Below are 15,067 nucleotides of genomic sequence, written 5' to 3'. Positions count from 1 at the left end.
CGCGGCCGGGCCGAAGGGGCCCCGTGTACGAGACTCCTCCGGCCCGGCGGCCTCGGCAAGCGCACGGGGGCGGCTCCGCCTCACGGGTGAGCGGGGGCCACCGCCCGTGTCCGGCCGGGGACCGCCGCCGTTGCTGAGGACATGAAGTCAACACGCCGTATCGTCGCCGCCCTCGGCCTCGCCGCCGGGGTCACCGGCCTGGCCGCCCCCCTCGCCAACGCGGCCGACGCGAGCGCCGCGCACACCGGGCGGCTCAACCCCATGACCGTGCTCGACACGGTCACCGCCGGCGACCTGCCCGCGGAGCAGCAGGCACGGATGCCGAAGGTCTCCGAGCAGCTCAAGTCCCTGAACCAGGTGAGCGAGCTGAGCCGCCTCGGCGAGCTGCACCAGATCACCGACCTCGTGGCACCGGTGACGGGCCTGCTGCCGGCCGTACAGGCCTGAACCACCGGCCTGGACCGTCCTCGTCAGGCCCGCGCGCTCCCGAGGTGATCGCCCCGGTCCGCCGCCAGCACCGCCCAGTCCCGCGCCACGGCATGGGCCGAGCCGGCGCTGGTGCCCGGCGGCAGGCAGCCGGGGAGCGCGCGGGTGAGGCCGTCCTCCGGGCCCAGCTCCAGCCAGGTACGCACCCCCTCCCGGTGCAGCAGGGCGGCCGCGTCCGCGAACCGGGACGGTGCCACGGGCAGCCAGAACCCCGGATCGGCGGTCTCGGCGGCCACCGGCCGGGCGGTGACGTCGGAGACGAGGGGCAGCCGCGGCGGGCGGGGACGGAGCGTGGCGAGCGTACGGCCGTAGGCGGCCAGGAGCCCGCCCGGCGCCCCGTCGCCGCCCGTGCCGTCCAGCAGCCGGGCCAGCGTGCCGACCGCGTGGCAGGCGTCCGGGAGGGAGAAGACCCCGGCGGCGTACGCGGCGGCCATCCGCCCGGCCGCGTGCCCGAACAGCACATCGGGCCGCACACCCCAGCCGCTCAGCAGCCGGTACTGCGCCACCTGGAGCGCGAAGACCGCGGGGCCCGCGAACGGCACCCGGTCCAGCAGCGCCGACGTCCGGGTGCCGGGGGCCGCGAACATCACGCTCTTCAGCGGCAGTTGCAGATACGGGTCCAGACGCCCGCACACCTCGTCCAGTGTCTTCGCGAACAGCGGGAACGCCGCCGCGAGTTCACGGCCCGTCCCGGGCGGCGGCGGGTCACCGGCCGAGAACAGGAATGCGGTACGTCCCTTGCGGCCATCAGCGAGCATGCCTCCATTGAGGCACGGCCGGGCAAGCGCACACACCAGGCGATTGCCTGCGCCCCGCAAAGAGATTGCCATCACCGTCAGCCGCCCGCCGGGCGCGGCAGGCTCCGTCCGGTGCGTACGGCGGCCCACCGGTGGAAAGATCAACGGTCACCGCCGTGGCCCGTCCCGTCCCTGGTCGGACGCGCGTAGGGTCTGCACCGTAAGCAATCGATGGAAGGAACGGACCATGGCGCAGGAAGTACGCGGCGTGATCGCACCGGGCAGGAACGAGCCCGTACGAGTCGAGACGATCGTGGTGCCGGATCCGGGGCCGGGCGAGGCCGTCGTACGCATCCAGGCCTGCGGCGTGTGCCACACCGACCTGCACTACAAGCAGGGCGGCATCTCCGACGACTTCCCCTTTCTCCTCGGCCACGAGGCCGCGGGCGTGGTGGAGTCGGTCGGCGACGGCGTCACCGAGGTGGCGCCCGGTGACTTCGTCGTCCTGAACTGGCGCGCGGTGTGCGGCAACTGCCGAGCCTGTCTGCGCGGCCGCCCCTGGTACTGCTTCAACACCCACAACGCCAAGCAGAAGATGACCCTCGCGTCCACCGGGCAGGAGCTGTCCCCGGCCCTGGGCATCGGCGCGTTCGCGGAGAAGACCCTCGTCGCCGCCGGCCAGTGCACCAAGGTCGACCCGTCCGTCTCCCCGGCGGTCGCGGGTCTCCTCGGCTGCGGGGTGATGGCCGGCATCGGCGCCGCCATCAACACGGGCAACGTCGGGCGGGGCGACTCGGTCGCGGTCATCGGCTGCGGCGGCGTCGGCGACGCGGCCATCGCGGGCGCCAACCTGGCCGGCGCGGCGAAGATCATCGCCGTGGACATCGACGACCGCAAGCTGGAGAAGGCCCGCACCCTGGGCGCCACCCACACCGTCAACTCCCGGCAGTCCGACCCGGTGGAGGCGGTCCGGGAGCTGACCGGCGGGTTCGGCGCCGACGTCGTCATCGAGGCGGTCGGCCGCCCGGAGACGTACAAGCAGGCCTTCTACGCCCGCGACCTGGCCGGCACCGTCGTCCTCGTCGGCGTCCCCACCCCGGAGATGAAGCTCGAACTGCCCCTGCTGGACGTCTTCGGCCGCGGCGGCTCCCTCAAGTCCAGCTGGTACGGCGACTGCCTGCCCTCCCGCGACTTCCCGATGCTGATCGACCTGCACCTGCAAGGCCGGCTGCCCCTCGACGCGTTCGTCACCGAGACCATCCGACTGGACGAGGTGGAGAAGGCGTTCGAGCGGATGCACGAGGGCGACGTGCTGCGTTCGGTGGTGGTGCTGTGATGGCCGCCCGTATCGAACGCCTCGTCACCTCCGGCCAGTTCACCCTCGACGGCGGCACCTGGGACGTCGACAACAACGTCTGGATCGTCGGTGACGACGACGAGGCGATCGTCATCGACGCCGCCCACGACGCCGACGCCATCGCCCGCGCCGTCGGCGACCGCCGGCTCACCGCCATCGTGTGCACCCACGCCCACAACGACCACATCGACGCGGCCCCCGAACTCGCCGACCGCACCGGCGCGGTCATCTGGCTGCACCCGGACGACCTGCCGCTGTGGCGGATGACCCACCCCGACCGCGACCCCGACCGGCTGCTGGTGGACGGGCAGGTCATCGAGGCGGCCGGCGCCGACCTGACCGTGCTGCACACGCCCGGGCACGCGCAGGGCGCCGTCTGCCTCTACGACCCCGGGCTCGGCACCGTCTTCACCGGCGACACCCTCTTCAAGGGCGGCCCCGGCGCCACCGGACGGTCGTACTCCCACTTCCCGACGATCATCGAGTCCATCCGCGAGCGGCTGCTCACCCTGCCGCCCGGGACCAAGGTCCTCACCGGCCACGGCGACTCCACCACGATCGGCGACGAGGCACCCCACCTGGAGGAGTGGATCAAGCGGGGGCACTGAGCCGGTGCGGCGGGCCTCTCGCGGGCTCCACTTCGGTGAGCGGTCCGGGTCGGCGGGAACCCGCCCGCTGAAACCCGACAGGAGACGTCCGGTTTCTCGGCGACGCTGAGCGACGTCAGCACACCCCCGCACGAGAGGCCGGACATGTCGAAACAGCTGGAGGGCAAGGTCGCGCTGGTCGCGGGCGCGACCCGGGGCGCCGGACGGGGCATCGCCGTGGAACTCGGCGCGGCCGGCGCAATCGTCTACGTCACCGGACGCAGCACCCGCGCCCACCGCTCCGAGTACGACCGCCCCGAGACCGTCGAGGACACCGCGGACCTCGTCTCCGCGGCCGGCGGCACCGGTATCGCCGTGGCGGTCGACCACCTCCGGCACGCCGCCGTGCGCGGCCTGGTGGAGCGCATCGCGGACGAACAGGGCCGCCTGGACATCCTCGTCAACGACATCTGGGGCGGCGAGAAGCTCTTCGAGTGGGACACCCCGGTGTGGGAGCACGACCTCGACAACGGCCTGAAACTCCTCCGGCTCGCGGTCGAGACGCATGCTGTCACCAGCCACTTCGCGCTGCCGCTGCTGCTGCGCCGGCCCGGCGGCCTGGTCGTGGAGGTCACCGACGGCACCGCCGACTACAACCGGGACACCTACCGGGTGAACCTGTTCTACGACCTCGCCAAGGCCTCCGTCCTGCGGATGGCCTTCGCCCTCGGGCACGAACTGGGCCCGCGCGGTGCCACGGCCGTCGCCCTCACCCCCGGCTGGATGCGCTCGGAGCTGATGCTGGACCAGTTCGGCGTCCGCGAGGACAACTGGCGCGACGCCCTCGCCCGCGAACCGCACTTCGCCATCTCCGAGACCCCGCGCTTCACCGGCCGGGCCGTCGCCGCCCTGGCCGCCGACCCCGACGTGGCCCGCTTCAACGGCCGATCACTCTCCAGCGGCGGCCTCGCCCGGGAGTACGGCTTCACCGACCTCGACGGCAGCCGCCCCGACGCCTGGCGGTACCTGACGGAGGTCCAGGACGCGGGCCGGCCGGCGGACACGACGGGCTACCGGTGAACGGGCAGCCGGAATCCTCGCAGCGTCAGGGACGGTGAAAGACCGGCGGTACGGCCGTACCGTCGGTCCATGAGCGATCAGACCCGCTTCGCGGGACACGGAGTTCTCGTCACCGGGGCGGCGCGCGGCATCGGCGCCGCCGTCGCCCGGCGGCTCGCCGAGGAGGGCGGCCGCGTCCTGGTCACCGACCGCGATCCGTCCGAGGCCGAGCGGACCGCCGCCGCGCTGCGCCAAGAAGGGCTGACGGCCGAGGCGTTCGGGTGCGACGTGGCCGACCGCGCCGCCGTGGAGGCGGCCGTGGCGCGTGCCGTCGACGCCTTCGGCTCCCTGGACGTGCTGGTCAACTGCGCCGCCCACTGCTCCCCGGACGCCCCGCTCTTCGAGGACGGCTCGGACGAGGCATGGGCACGCGACCTCGACGTCACCCTGACCGGCGCCTACCGCTGCTGCCGCGCGGCCCTGCCCCACCTGGCCGCGTCCGGACGCGGCGCCATCGTGAGCATCGGCTCCGTCAACGGCCTCCAGGACTTCGGCAACCAGGCCTACAGCGCCGCCAAGGCCGGTCTCGGCTCCCTCACCCGCACCCTCGCCGGGCAGGTGGCGGCCCGGGGCGTCCGGGTCAACCTGGTGGCACCGGGCACGGTCCGCACCTCGGCCTGGGAGGGGCGTGACGACGACGTGGCGGCCGTCCGCGGGCTGTATCCGCTGGGCAGGGTAGGCGAGCCGGAGGACATCGCCGCCGCGGTCGCCTTCCTCGCCTCTCGCGACGCCGCCTGGGTCACGGGCACCACCCTGGTGGTCGACGGCGGCCTCACCGCGGTGCACACCGGCTTCCACCAGGCGCTGCGGCATCCGCGCGGCTGACGGCCGGGCCGGTCGGGCGGTCGGGCGGTCGGGGCGCCGGCCACCGGATCGCCTCCCCGGGCGTTTCGCCGGCCGTGCCCGCTGTCCGTCCGGCTCCAGGGGCGGCCGTCAGCGCTCGGCGCGCATCCCCTGCCGCAGCCGGCGCAGCAGCTCCCGCGCGGCGGGGCTCAGCGGGTCCGGGGTGCGCCAGGCGAGGGCCACCCGGCCGCGGGCGCGCGGGTCCGCGAGGGCGAGGGTGCGCAGGCCGGGGCGGGGACCGCGGCCGGGCAGGACGGCGACGCCGAGACCACGCGCGGCGAGGCGCGCCAGCGCGTCCGGGGTCGCGGCCTCGAAGGCGATGTGCGGCCGGAACCCGGCCCCGGCGCACAGCCGGTCCAGGACGGTCCGCATCCCGGTCCCGTGCGGCAGCCCGATCAGCCGGTGTCCGTCCAGCGCGGCCGGCGCGACGGCCCGTGCCTGCGGGTGCCCGGTCATCAGGGGGTGCCCGGGGACGGCCGCCACGACCAGCGGCTCGTCGATGACCACCTCCCACGCGATGCCCGGCGGCGGGTCCTGTCGCGCCACCCCGGCCACCGCGAGGTCCAGCGCGCCGCCGCGCAGCGCGGTCAGCATCCGGTCCGAGACGTCCTCGGTGAGGGTGACCTCCACCCCGGGATGCGCCCGGTGGAAGGCGGCCAGCAGTCCGGCCAGGTCGAAGGCGTGGGCGAGGGTGCCGGGCACGAGGCCGATCGCGACCCGCCCGCGCAGCAGGCCCGTGTACTCCTCGGCGGTCTGCCGCACCCCCTCGACCGCCGCGAGCGCGGCCCGTGCGTACGGCAGCACGGCCTCCCCGACCTCCGTCGGCCGCACCGCCCGTCCGGAGCGGTCCAGCAGCGGCTGCCCCAACTCCCGCTCCAGCTGCCGTATCTGCGCGCTGAGCCCCGGCTGCGCCAGCCGCAACCGCTCGGCGGCCCGGGTGAAACCGCCCTCCTCCACCACCGCCACGAAGTACCGCAGCTGCCTCAACTCCATAACCCGTCATGCTAGTTCGGAGACGGATCATGTCTTGGACTTCTCATGACGGCCCGCCCATGCTGGAGACATGGGGAAAGCAGCCGCCGACATCGCCACGCTCATCGCCGCCGAACGCCGTGAACTGGCCAATTTCTTCGAGGGCCTCAGTCCCGCGCAGTGGGAGGCGCCCAGTCTCTGCGCGGGCTGGCGGGTACGGGAGGTGGTCGCGCACATGTCGACGGGATTCCGCCACCCGACGGCGAAGGTGCTGCTGGAACTGGTCAAGGCGCGCGGCAGTCTGCACCGTACGACCGACCGGCTCGCCCGCCGGGACGCGGCCGCGTACCCGGACCGCGAACTCGCCGGGTTCCTGCGCACCCACGCCCACCACCCCTGGACACCCCCGGTCGGCGGCCGTGCCGCGGCCCTCGGCCACGACGTCGTCCACGGGCTGGACGTCACGGTCGCCCTCGGCCTGGACCGGCGCATACCCGAGGACCGGCTGCGGGGTGAGGAAGTTCACCGTTTCGTCACAGCGTGACCGGAAGCACAACCCTACGATTTCCCCCGGGGTCTACTTGTCCGAGATCGTGGGAATCGCACAGAAACACCCGGGGGATGTCCCTGGGCGAACTGGGGAGAAGGTGAAGATCCCTCATGGGGGACATACGTAGACGAGCCGTTGTCGCGCTGGGCGTCACGGGCCTGGTGGCGCCGCTCACACTGGCTCTCACCGCGGCCCCGGCCCAGGCCGCGAGTTACTGCACCACCGCGACGGGCCCGCACCAGAAGCAGGTGGAGAAGTTCCTCGGCCGTCCGGTCGACGGCCGGCAGTCCGCCGCCGACTGCAAGGCCATCCGCGCCTTCCAGGCCAAGAACGGCATCACGCCCACCATCGGTTACGCCGGGAATGTCACCTGGGGTGTGATGGACCTCATCACCAAGCAGCGTGCCGTGGGCAAGAACCCCAACAAGAGCGGCGCGTGCCCGGTGAACAAGGGCCGGATCGCGTGCGTGGACCTGACCCACCAGCTCAGCTGGATCCAGGACGGCAAGAAGCTCGTCTACGGTCCGGTGCCCGTGCGCACCGGCCGCAAGGGATACGTCACCCGCACCGGCCTGAAGAAGATCTACTGGCGTGACATCGACCACGTCTCGTCGCTGTACAACGGTGTGCCCATGCCGTACAGCCAGTTCTTCGACGGCGGCCAGGCCTTCCACTCGGTGGGCCTGAGCATGTGGAACCCGCCGGGCTCGCACGGCTGCGTCAACATGACCGGCAAGGACGCCAAGAAGTACTGGTCGCTGCTGCGCAACGGCGACGACGTCTTCGTCTACGGCCGCAAGCCCGGCACCTGAGCCGTTGGGCTCGCCGGGGGAGCGCTCGAACGGCCGAGCGGCGCTGTGGCGTCGCTCACCCTCCCCGGCCGCCGCTGCTCGCGGTCGCCGGGTGAGGGGCGGGTGTGAACTCCCGTGCGTGGCTTGACACTCGACGTGATGAGCAACACGGTCCGAAATGTCCGCATCGAGGGTACTTACTCACAGCGCCTTCACGGCGAGCGGCATATGCTTCACAACATGTCCACCACTGTTGAAGCCGCCTCCGAGCGATCGGCCGCGGAGGTCAACGAGGAGATCCGGGCCCTGTGGCGCCGGTCGGGCGGGACGCTGACCACCGAGCAGCGCAAGGAGTACCAGCGCCTCGTGATGGAGTGGGCCGCCGCGGCCCCACGGCCGCGCCGGGCCGTCTGACCTCACGACGCGCCCGCGACACCCGACGGGTGTCGCGGGCCACCCGACCGTCTCAGCCCTTGCGGGCCACCCCGCCGAACATGGCGACCTCCTCCGGCTCCGCCCCGTGCGCGTGCTCCGGGCGCCAGCGCGAGCAGGAGACCACGCCGGGCTCCAGCAACTCCAGGCCGTCGAAGAACCGCGTGACGTCCTGTGGGGTGCGCTGGGTCAGCTTCGGCGTGCCGTGCTCGTTCCAGAACTTGACCGCCTCGTCCACATCCGGCATCGAGGGATGCGTGACGGTGTGCGACAGCACGAGGTGGCTGCCCTCGGGCAGCCGCTCCATCAACCGCCGCACCAGCCCGTACGCCTCCTCGTCGTCGCCGATGAAGATGACCACGCCGAGCAGCATCAGCGCCACCGGCCGGCTGAGGTCCAGGGTCTGCGAGGCGTGTTCGAGGATCGCGTCCACATTGCGCAGATCCTCGTCCAGGTAGTCGGTACGTCCCTCGGGCGTGCTGGTCAGCAGGGCCCGCGCGTGCGCCAGCACCAGCGGGTCGTTGTCGACGTACACGATCCGGGACTCCGGCGCGATCCGCTGCGCGACCTCGTGCGTGTTGTCGGCGGTGGGCAGCCCGGTGCCGACGTCCAGGAACTGGCGGATGCCCACGTCGCCGACCAGGTGCCGCACCGCCCGGCCCAGGAACAGCCGGTCGGCACGCGCGTACTCCCCGATGCCCGGATGCAGTCGGCGGATCTGGTCACCGGCCGCGCGGTCGACCTCGTAGTTGTCCTTGCCGCCGAGCCAGTAGTTCCAGATCCGCGCCGTGTGCGGCTGGCCGGTGTTGATGCGGGCGCGCAGCGACACCGCCACGTCATTGGTGGCTGCGGGGTTGTCGGTCACGTGCGTCAGCTCCTGGGTGCCTGGAGGAGGGATAGATCCTTCAATACGCAATCTAAGCCCATGACTTGATCTCCGTCGCCGCTCCATCGAATCCGGGGCCGGTCGTCGTCCCCGGCACCGGCTCGCCCCTCCGCCCCGTTCCCGCTCACCGCACGCCCCCCTTATCTTGTGCCGCATGACCAGCTTCCCGCACGACACCGCCGGAGAACCGAACCCGCTGCGCGCCCTCGACCTGGAGCGGCTGCGTCGTCGTACGAGCATGAAGTGGCGCACCTACCCCCAGGACGTGCTCCCGCTGTGGGTGGCCGAGATGGACGTCCCGCTCGCCCCGCCCGTGGTCCGGGCGCTCACCGACGCGCTCGCCCTCGGCGACACCGGGTATCCGGTCGGCACCGCCTACGCCGAGGCCCTGGCCGGCTTCGCCGCCCGGCGCTGGGGCTGGGACGGGATCGCCGTGGAGCGCACGGCGATCGTTCCCGATGTGATGCTCGGCGTGGTCGAGATGCTCGGGCTGGTCACCGGGCCGGGCGATCCGGTGATCGTCAACCCGCCGGTGTACCCGCCGTTCTTCATGTTCGCGACCCATATGGACCGGCGGGTGGTGGAGGTCCCGCTCGGCGCGGACCTGCGGCTCGACCTGGCCGCGCTGGAGGAGGCGTTCGCGCGGGCGACGGCGGGCGGCGGGCGTGCCGCGTACCTGTTGTGCAGCCCGCACAACCCCACCGGGACGGTCCACACCGCCGCCGAACTCGCGGCCGTCGCCGAACTCGCCGAACGCCACGGGGTACGGGTCGTCGCGGACGAGATCCACGCCCCGCTCGTCGCCCCCGGCGTCGCCTTCGTGCCCTACCTCAGCGTGCCCGGCGCCGACCGGGGCCTGTCCCTGATGTCGGCGTCCAAGGGCTGGAACCTTCCCGGCCTCAAGGCCGCCCTCGCCCTGGCCGGCCCCGGCGCCGCCGCCGAACTGGCCGGCATGCCCGAGGAGGTGGGCCACGGTGCCAGCCATCTGGGCATCATCGCCCACACCACCGCCCTGCGCGAGGCCACCGACTGGCTCGACGCCCTCCTCGCCGGGATCAGCGACAACCGGCGCCTGTTCGCCGACCTGCTGGCCGAGCACCTGCCGGATGTCCGCGTCCATCCCGCCGAGGCCACCTATCTGGCCTGGCTCGACTGCCGCGCGCTCGGCCTCGGTGACGACCCCGCCCAGGTCTTCCTGGACCGCGGCCGGATCGCCCTTACCGCCGGCCCGCCGTTCGGCACCGGCGGCGCGGGCCATGTCCGCCTCAACCTCGCGACCTCGCCCGAGATCCTCACAGAGGCGGTACGGCGGATGGCGGCCGCGGTGAAGTGACCCACCGGCGGCGCGTCCCCCGTCCGGCGCGGCCTAGACTCCCGCCATGGACGACGACGCGCTGGCGGCCCGACTCGGTGCCGGGAAGTACCTGCTGGTCACCAGCTACCGGGGGAACGGCACCCCGGTCGCCACCCCGGTGTGGGTGGTGCGCGACGGGGACGGGCTCGGCGTCTGGACGGCCGCCGACAGTCACAAGGTCAAGCGGATCCGGCGCCGCGCCGACGTTCTGGTCGGCCCCTGCGACCTGCGCGGCAATCCCACCGGTGACCAGGTGGCGGCCACCGCCGAGATCACCGACCCGGCCACCACCGCCCGCTACCGCGCCCTGATCGCCCGCAAGTACGGCCTCGTCGGCCGCCTCACCCTGCTGGGCAGCCGCCTGCGCCGCGGCCTGGACGGCACGGTCGGCATCCGGGTGACCTTCCGGGCCTGACCATCCGCCCCGCCGGGCAGCGCGCACGAAGGTGCATTCGACGCCCTGCCCGGCAGGTGACGGTTCCCTGTTACGGCCGGAGTCCGGCGGGTCCGTCCAGGACCGTGCCGGAGAAGGCCAGGCCGTCGGGCAGCGGCTCGCCGGTCATGTCGTCGAGCCGGCGGAAGGTCACCGACTCCGCGGGTTCCGCGACCTTGTCCTCGACGGTGGGCAGGGTGATGTCCGTGCTGGTCCGGCCCGGCGGGACGTCCACCCAGAGGTAGAGGCCGTTCACCTTGGACAGCGGACGCTCCGGGTCGGGGGACTGGCCGGTGGTGTCGCGCAGCCAGGCGGCCGAGACGTCCTTGGTGGAGAGTTCGGCGCCGGAGGCGGGCGGGACGACGCCGAAGACGGCGCCCATGTCCACGTCGACCGGCTCGGACAGGGAGAGCCGCCACCGCAGCGGTCGGCCCTCCGTGACCCGGTCGGCGAGCGGGGTCACCGTCATGGTGGGGGCGGGATCGTCGTCGTGCACGGTGAACCCGCCCTGGTAGGAGCCGACGACGGCGCCGTGCACCGCCTTGACCAGGACGTCGTACGACCGGTCCGGGCCGTAGCGGGTGTCGCCCTTCACCTCGACCGGCACGTCGATGTCACGGCCGCCCGGGTGCACGGTGACCAGCCGGTCCTTGGCCTGACCGGTGGCCGGGTCCAGGACGTAGACCCGGACCTGGCCGCTGCCGTGGCCCGACACCCGCACCGGGACGTGGTAGGTGCGCACGCCCGAGTCGCCCTCGTCGACCGTTTCACGGCCGAGGTCCACGCGGGGCAGGGCCGCCGCACGGGCCTCGGGCGTCCCCGGGCGCCAGCCCCAGGCGTCCATCAGCCAGGCCCGGCCGGACGGCGAACGCGAGGTCAGCTCCATGGACTTGACGGCCCCGAGGTCGAGGCCCGCGCGGGTGGCCGCCGTCAGCGGTACGCGGATCTCACGGGCCCAGTACGAGGCGGTCCGCTCGCTGCCGGGCAGTCCGTCGGCGCGGACCCGGCCCAGCGTGGCCCGGTGGCCGCTGGTGTCGGTGAGGGTTACATCCAGTCGCGTGCCACGGGAGTTGGGCGGCACGAACAGCCGCAGCGCCAGCTCGTTGGCGCCGGACAGCGACAGCGGCCGTCCGGGCGCCAGCCGGGTGCGGGCGCCCTCGTGCGTCCAGCGCAGCGCGATCGCGCGCCGGCCGGTCTCCCGGCCGGTGACCCACTGCGCGAAGTGCGGCGAGTACCCCTTGGCGTCCTCGCCCAGACAGGCCCTGGCCGGGTTCGGGTCGACGGCGTCGCACAGCCGGCCACCGGTCACCGACACCTTGCCGTCCGGCAGCAGCCCGCCGTCGCGGCGCGCCCCCACGGCGTGGCTGAGGGCCCGCGCCGGGTCGGCTGACGGCGCCCGCTTGCCGGAGCCGTCCAGCAGCGGCCGCACCCGGTCGTCCCCGGCCAGGAACAGCCGCGCGGCGGCCGCGATGTACGTGGCTCCGGCCCGGTGCTGCTGGTCGGCGGTGAGCCGGGTCGCGGCGTGCGTGCCGCACACCGGGTCGGGCCGGTCCGGATCGTCGTAGAAGTCGTCCTCGGAGGGCGCCGCGGAGGTGCCCGGGGTCCACTCGGAGTTGAAGAAGTTGTGGTCGGCGCCGACGACGTACACGGCACTGTGCAGTGCGGTGCCGGTGCTGACCGCGCGTGTCCCGTCGACGTACACCTCGCCCTGGAGATCGGAGACGTCGCCGTCGCAGCCGGGCAGGACCGTTACCGAGGGCACGTCGGGCACGGGGTTCTGGCCGAAGACGGTGGGGCCGATGAGCACCATGCCACGGATGGTCCAGTCCACCGGGCCGTGGTAGCCGTCCTGGTCGGCGGGCGGCGGGTAAAGGCTGTCCAGGGCCGCCCGGTTGACGCCCTCGCCGCCTCGGGAGTGCCCGACGAGGAGTACGCGGGACAGGTCGGCGCGGGGCGCGTCGCGGACGATCGCCGGTGCCGACGCGGGGTGCCTGGCCCACCGCGCCCACTGGCCCAGATGGAGCCGGACCAGGGAGGAGCGGGCCTGGGCGCCGCCGTCCTCGGCCGACTCGTCGTCCTGGCCGTTGATGCCGTTGGCCGCGATCGACACCGTCATATAGCCCTGCGAGGCCAGGAGCCGCTGGTCGCGCAGATAGCCGCGGTGGCTCGGTACCGGCTGGTGGCCGGGCTTGCACGGCCAGTCGCCGGATATCTCGTCGCCCCGGTAGCAGGTGTAGTGCCGGCCGTGCAGGAAGAGCGCGAGCGGCCGCTCGCCCCGGGCGCCGACGGGGGCGACGACCACCGCGCGCATCTCCACCGGTGCCTTGAAGCCGGGCAGCCGGACCGACTTCAGGCTGTACTCGCCGGTCCTGGTCCGGTACGTGCCCGGCTTGCCCGGGTCCACGCCGTTCGCGGGCAGCTTGGGCGGTGGCGTGACCGTCGGCGAGGAAGCCGCCCCGGTCGCCCGGACGTCCAACCGGTGTCCGCCGGACCAGACTTCGAGCGAGCGCAGCTCGGCCGGCCGCCGTCCGTCCAGCGGCAGCCGGAAGGTGCGACCGTCGGCGCTGGGCCGAGGCACCCCCAACAGCCGGTTGCCCGACCGGAACTCCACCCGCGCGTCACCCATCGGCACCGGCCGGCCTGCCTGCCACTCCAGCCGGGGCGCCGGGCCCCCGCCGGTCAGCCGCCAGCCCGGTGGCAGCGCCTCGCCGCCGACGGAGGCCGACGGCCCCGCGACCGACGGCGGTTGACTGCGGGCGGCGGCCACCCCTGGAGACGCTCCCGCCACCGCGCATAACGCGGCGGCGGTGACCCATATGCGTCGGGCACGGACCACTGTTCCTCCTCGAACCCAGACCTCGGGCGCCCCGGCCGTCCCGGGAGCCCCTCGTTCCCGGAGGACGGAACGCGGTGGCTGTGGGTTGCCTGTGAAAGAGCGGCGATGGATCACAGGTGCGACTCGGGCGGGAAGGAGGTACGGGCCGCCTGGGGGAGGGGGATCAGGGGACGTGCCGTCAGTTCCAGGCCCGGTACGGCTCGTCCAGCAGCTGGAAGACCGGCTCCCCGCGCACCGGGTCCTTGGCGGTGGACAGCCGGACCCGGTCGCCGCTGTGGACGCCGACCGGAGGACCCATCACCCGGCCCCGCACGACGAACCCCTCGGTCATCTCGATCAGCGACACATTGCGCGCCGCGGGGGTGTTGCGGTGCACGACGGTGGAGTGGCGGACGGTCCCGACGCCCTCGCTGCGCTCGGTGCGCAGCTCGCTGCCCCGGCACACCGGACACAGCAGCCGGTGGAACATCGCGGTGCCGCACCAGGTGCAGCGCTGGAAGAGGAGGGCGTCCTTGGGGGCCGCGGCGACGGGATCGAGAACACCCGCCGCGGAGCCGGCCACCACGGACGGGGCGCTCGCTGAGTGGTGGAACATCCTGGTCAACTCCCTGCGCTCGGCCGGAATCCCGCGTGCAGGTCCCGTTGCACGCGTGTGCCGGCGGCCCGGCCGCCGTGCACACCGTTAGACTAATGGCACTCAGTGTCACTCGTAAAGGCACTCGGTACCCCGAAAAAAGGGGAATCGCGGATCCGCGGCGCGGCCGTCAGGCGCGGTCCCGCACCGCCTCCAACTCCTGCACCACCCGCCACAGCGGGGCGTCGCGCCGGGTGACGAGGACCAGCACGTCGTCGGCCGGGGAGGCGGTCCGCTCGCCGTTCGGCGAGGTGACGCGCGCGACGGGCCGGGCCGGGCCGGCGTCCTGCGGGCGCGCGAACTCCCGCTGCACGCACCCCAGCGCGTGGTCCACCGCGGCGCCCGCGTCGCCCTGTCCGTCCGACCGCAGCCAGGAGCGCAGCGCGTTGTTGTGCGCGGCGACCACCGCGGCCGCGATCACATCGGCCCGCAGTGTCCCGTCCGGGCGCCCGGCGAACCGGTCGCGCAGATACCGGGCCAGCGCGCGCTCGTAGCGCCAGACCACCGACAGCTCGTACGCCCGCAGGCCCGGCACCTTCCGGGTGAGCCGGTAGCGCTGCACGGAGAAGGCCGGGTTCTCCGCGTACATCCGGAGCACCAGCCGGGCCGCGTCGCACGCCCGGCGCACCGGCTCGTGCTCCGGGCCGCTCGCGGCGAGGAAGGCGGTCATGTCGGCCAGGCAGCGCTCGTGGTCGGGGAAGACCACGTCCTCCTTGGAGGGGAAGTACCGGAAGAAGGAACGCCGGCCGACCCCGGCCAGGGCGACGATGTCGTCCACCGTGGTCTGCTCGTAGCCGCGTTCCAGGAAGAGCCGGAAGGCCGCCGCGACCAGGGCGTCCCGCATCGGCGGTTTGGCGGCGGGCGCCGTGCTGCTGGAGCTCATGGCGGGAACGTAGCATTCGGGCCGGAAATTCTGACACTCAGTGCAGCCACTGTGAAGGAACGAGGGAACTGAGTGCTGCACGCGCTGTGCGTTCGAACACCGGAGCGATCGAATTGATTGCATTCGATCGATACGGCAGTGGGCGTAGAGTGAGCGCTTCGGATCTT

The 15,067-nt window shown here is 73.3% G+C and carries 15 protein-coding genes and 1 pseudogene; 10 read left to right on the top strand and 6 right to left on the bottom strand.

The features are described from left to right. Window positions 1-141 precede the first annotated feature (141 nt). Window positions 142-447, top strand: a complete 306-nt coding sequence (locus tag HZZ00_RS21485; protein ID WP_180327964.1) for a hypothetical protein — start codon at window positions 142-144, stop codon at window positions 445-447. Window positions 448-470: 23 nt separating this feature from the next. Here HZZ00_RS21485 and HZZ00_RS21480 read toward each other — a convergent pair whose 3' ends face one another. After that, on the bottom strand, window positions 471-1,244 hold the full coding sequence (locus tag HZZ00_RS21480; RefSeq protein ID WP_257584994.1) for an acyltransferase domain-containing protein: 774 nt from the start codon (window positions 1,242-1,244) through the stop codon (window positions 471-473). Window positions 1,245-1,470: 226 nt separating this feature from the next. On the opposite strand from HZZ00_RS21480, the gene HZZ00_RS21475 reads away from it, so the two are divergent. From HZZ00_RS21475 to HZZ00_RS21460, 4 genes are all read left to right on the top strand, one after another. Then, complete coding sequence (locus HZZ00_RS21475; protein WP_180327962.1) at window positions 1,471-2,559, top strand: S-(hydroxymethyl)mycothiol dehydrogenase; 1,089 nt, start codon at window positions 1,471-1,473, stop codon at window positions 2,557-2,559. Beyond that, on the top strand, window positions 2,559-3,188 hold the full coding sequence (locus HZZ00_RS21470) for an MBL fold metallo-hydrolase (RefSeq protein ID WP_180327961.1): 630 nt from the start codon (window positions 2,559-2,561) through the stop codon (window positions 3,186-3,188). Before HZZ00_RS21475 ends, HZZ00_RS21470 begins: the two co-directional genes overlap by 1 nt. Before the next feature lie 144 nt (window positions 3,189-3,332). After that, the gene (locus tag HZZ00_RS21465) at window positions 3,333-4,247 is read left to right on the top strand and encodes an SDR family oxidoreductase (protein WP_180327960.1); all 915 of its coding nucleotides are present in this window, start codon (window positions 3,333-3,335) and stop codon (window positions 4,245-4,247) included. A gap of 69 nt (window positions 4,248-4,316) precedes the next feature. Beyond that, the gene (locus tag HZZ00_RS21460) at window positions 4,317-5,111 is read left to right on the top strand and encodes an SDR family NAD(P)-dependent oxidoreductase (protein WP_180327959.1); all 795 of its coding nucleotides are present in this window, start codon (window positions 4,317-4,319) and stop codon (window positions 5,109-5,111) included. Between the two features lie 108 nt (window positions 5,112-5,219). Here HZZ00_RS21460 and HZZ00_RS21455 read toward each other — a convergent pair whose 3' ends face one another. Beyond that, complete coding sequence (locus HZZ00_RS21455) at window positions 5,220-6,122, bottom strand: LysR family transcriptional regulator (protein WP_180327958.1); 903 nt, start codon at window positions 6,120-6,122, stop codon at window positions 5,220-5,222. A gap of 70 nt (window positions 6,123-6,192) precedes the next feature. On the opposite strand from HZZ00_RS21455, the pseudogene HZZ00_RS21450 reads away from it, so the two are divergent. From HZZ00_RS21450 to HZZ00_RS21440, 3 genes and pseudogenes are all read left to right on the top strand, one after another. Beyond that, window positions 6,193-6,612: pseudogene (locus HZZ00_RS21450) on the top strand (maleylpyruvate isomerase family mycothiol-dependent enzyme); the annotation flags it as partial. A gap of 149 nt (window positions 6,613-6,761) precedes the next feature. Further along, window positions 6,762-7,463: a L,D-transpeptidase family protein gene (locus HZZ00_RS21445; protein WP_180327956.1), complete on the top strand. Its 702-nt coding sequence runs from the start codon at window positions 6,762-6,764 to the stop codon at window positions 7,461-7,463. A gap of 207 nt (window positions 7,464-7,670) precedes the next feature. Next, window positions 7,671-7,856, top strand: coding sequence for a hypothetical protein (locus HZZ00_RS21440; protein ID WP_180327955.1), 186 nt, complete (start codon window positions 7,671-7,673; stop codon window positions 7,854-7,856). Between the two features lie 52 nt (window positions 7,857-7,908). Here the strand turns inward: HZZ00_RS21440 and HZZ00_RS21435 are convergent, their stop codons facing one another. Then, entirely contained in the window at window positions 7,909-8,739 is an 831-nt protein-coding gene (locus HZZ00_RS21435) for an SAM-dependent methyltransferase (protein ID WP_180327954.1), read from the bottom strand. Window positions 8,740-8,914: 175 nt separating this feature from the next. On the opposite strand from HZZ00_RS21435, the gene HZZ00_RS21430 reads away from it, so the two are divergent. Beyond that, the gene (locus HZZ00_RS21430; RefSeq protein ID WP_180327953.1) at window positions 8,915-10,093 is read left to right on the top strand and encodes a MalY/PatB family protein; all 1,179 of its coding nucleotides are present in this window, start codon (window positions 8,915-8,917) and stop codon (window positions 10,091-10,093) included. A 46-nt stretch (window positions 10,094-10,139) separates the two neighbouring features. After that, complete coding sequence (locus HZZ00_RS21425) at window positions 10,140-10,529, top strand: PPOX class F420-dependent oxidoreductase (protein ID WP_180327952.1); 390 nt, start codon at window positions 10,140-10,142, stop codon at window positions 10,527-10,529. 70 nt (window positions 10,530-10,599) lie between these two features. Here HZZ00_RS21425 and HZZ00_RS21420 read toward each other — a convergent pair whose 3' ends face one another. From HZZ00_RS21420 to HZZ00_RS21410, 3 genes are all read right to left on the bottom strand, one after another. Then, window positions 10,600-13,383 carry a hypothetical protein gene (locus tag HZZ00_RS21420; RefSeq protein ID WP_180327951.1) on the bottom strand — a complete coding sequence of 928 codons (2,784 nt, stop codon included), beginning with the start codon at window positions 13,381-13,383 and terminating at the stop codon, window positions 10,600-10,602. A 178-nt stretch (window positions 13,384-13,561) separates the two neighbouring features. Then, window positions 13,562-13,978: a Zn-ribbon domain-containing OB-fold protein gene (locus tag HZZ00_RS21415; protein ID WP_180327950.1), complete on the bottom strand. Its 417-nt coding sequence runs from the start codon at window positions 13,976-13,978 to the stop codon at window positions 13,562-13,564. Window positions 13,979-14,147: 169 nt separating this feature from the next. After that, window positions 14,148-14,900, bottom strand: coding sequence for a TetR family transcriptional regulator (locus tag HZZ00_RS21410; RefSeq protein ID WP_180327949.1), 753 nt, complete (start codon window positions 14,898-14,900; stop codon window positions 14,148-14,150). Window positions 14,901-15,067 lie beyond the last annotated feature (167 nt).

Source organism: Streptomyces sp. NEAU-sy36, from assembly GCF_013423905.1.
GTDB lineage: Bacteria > Actinomycetota > Actinomycetes > Streptomycetales > Streptomycetaceae > Streptomyces > Streptomyces misionensis.
This window is presented reverse-complemented; position numbering and strand designations above follow the sequence as displayed.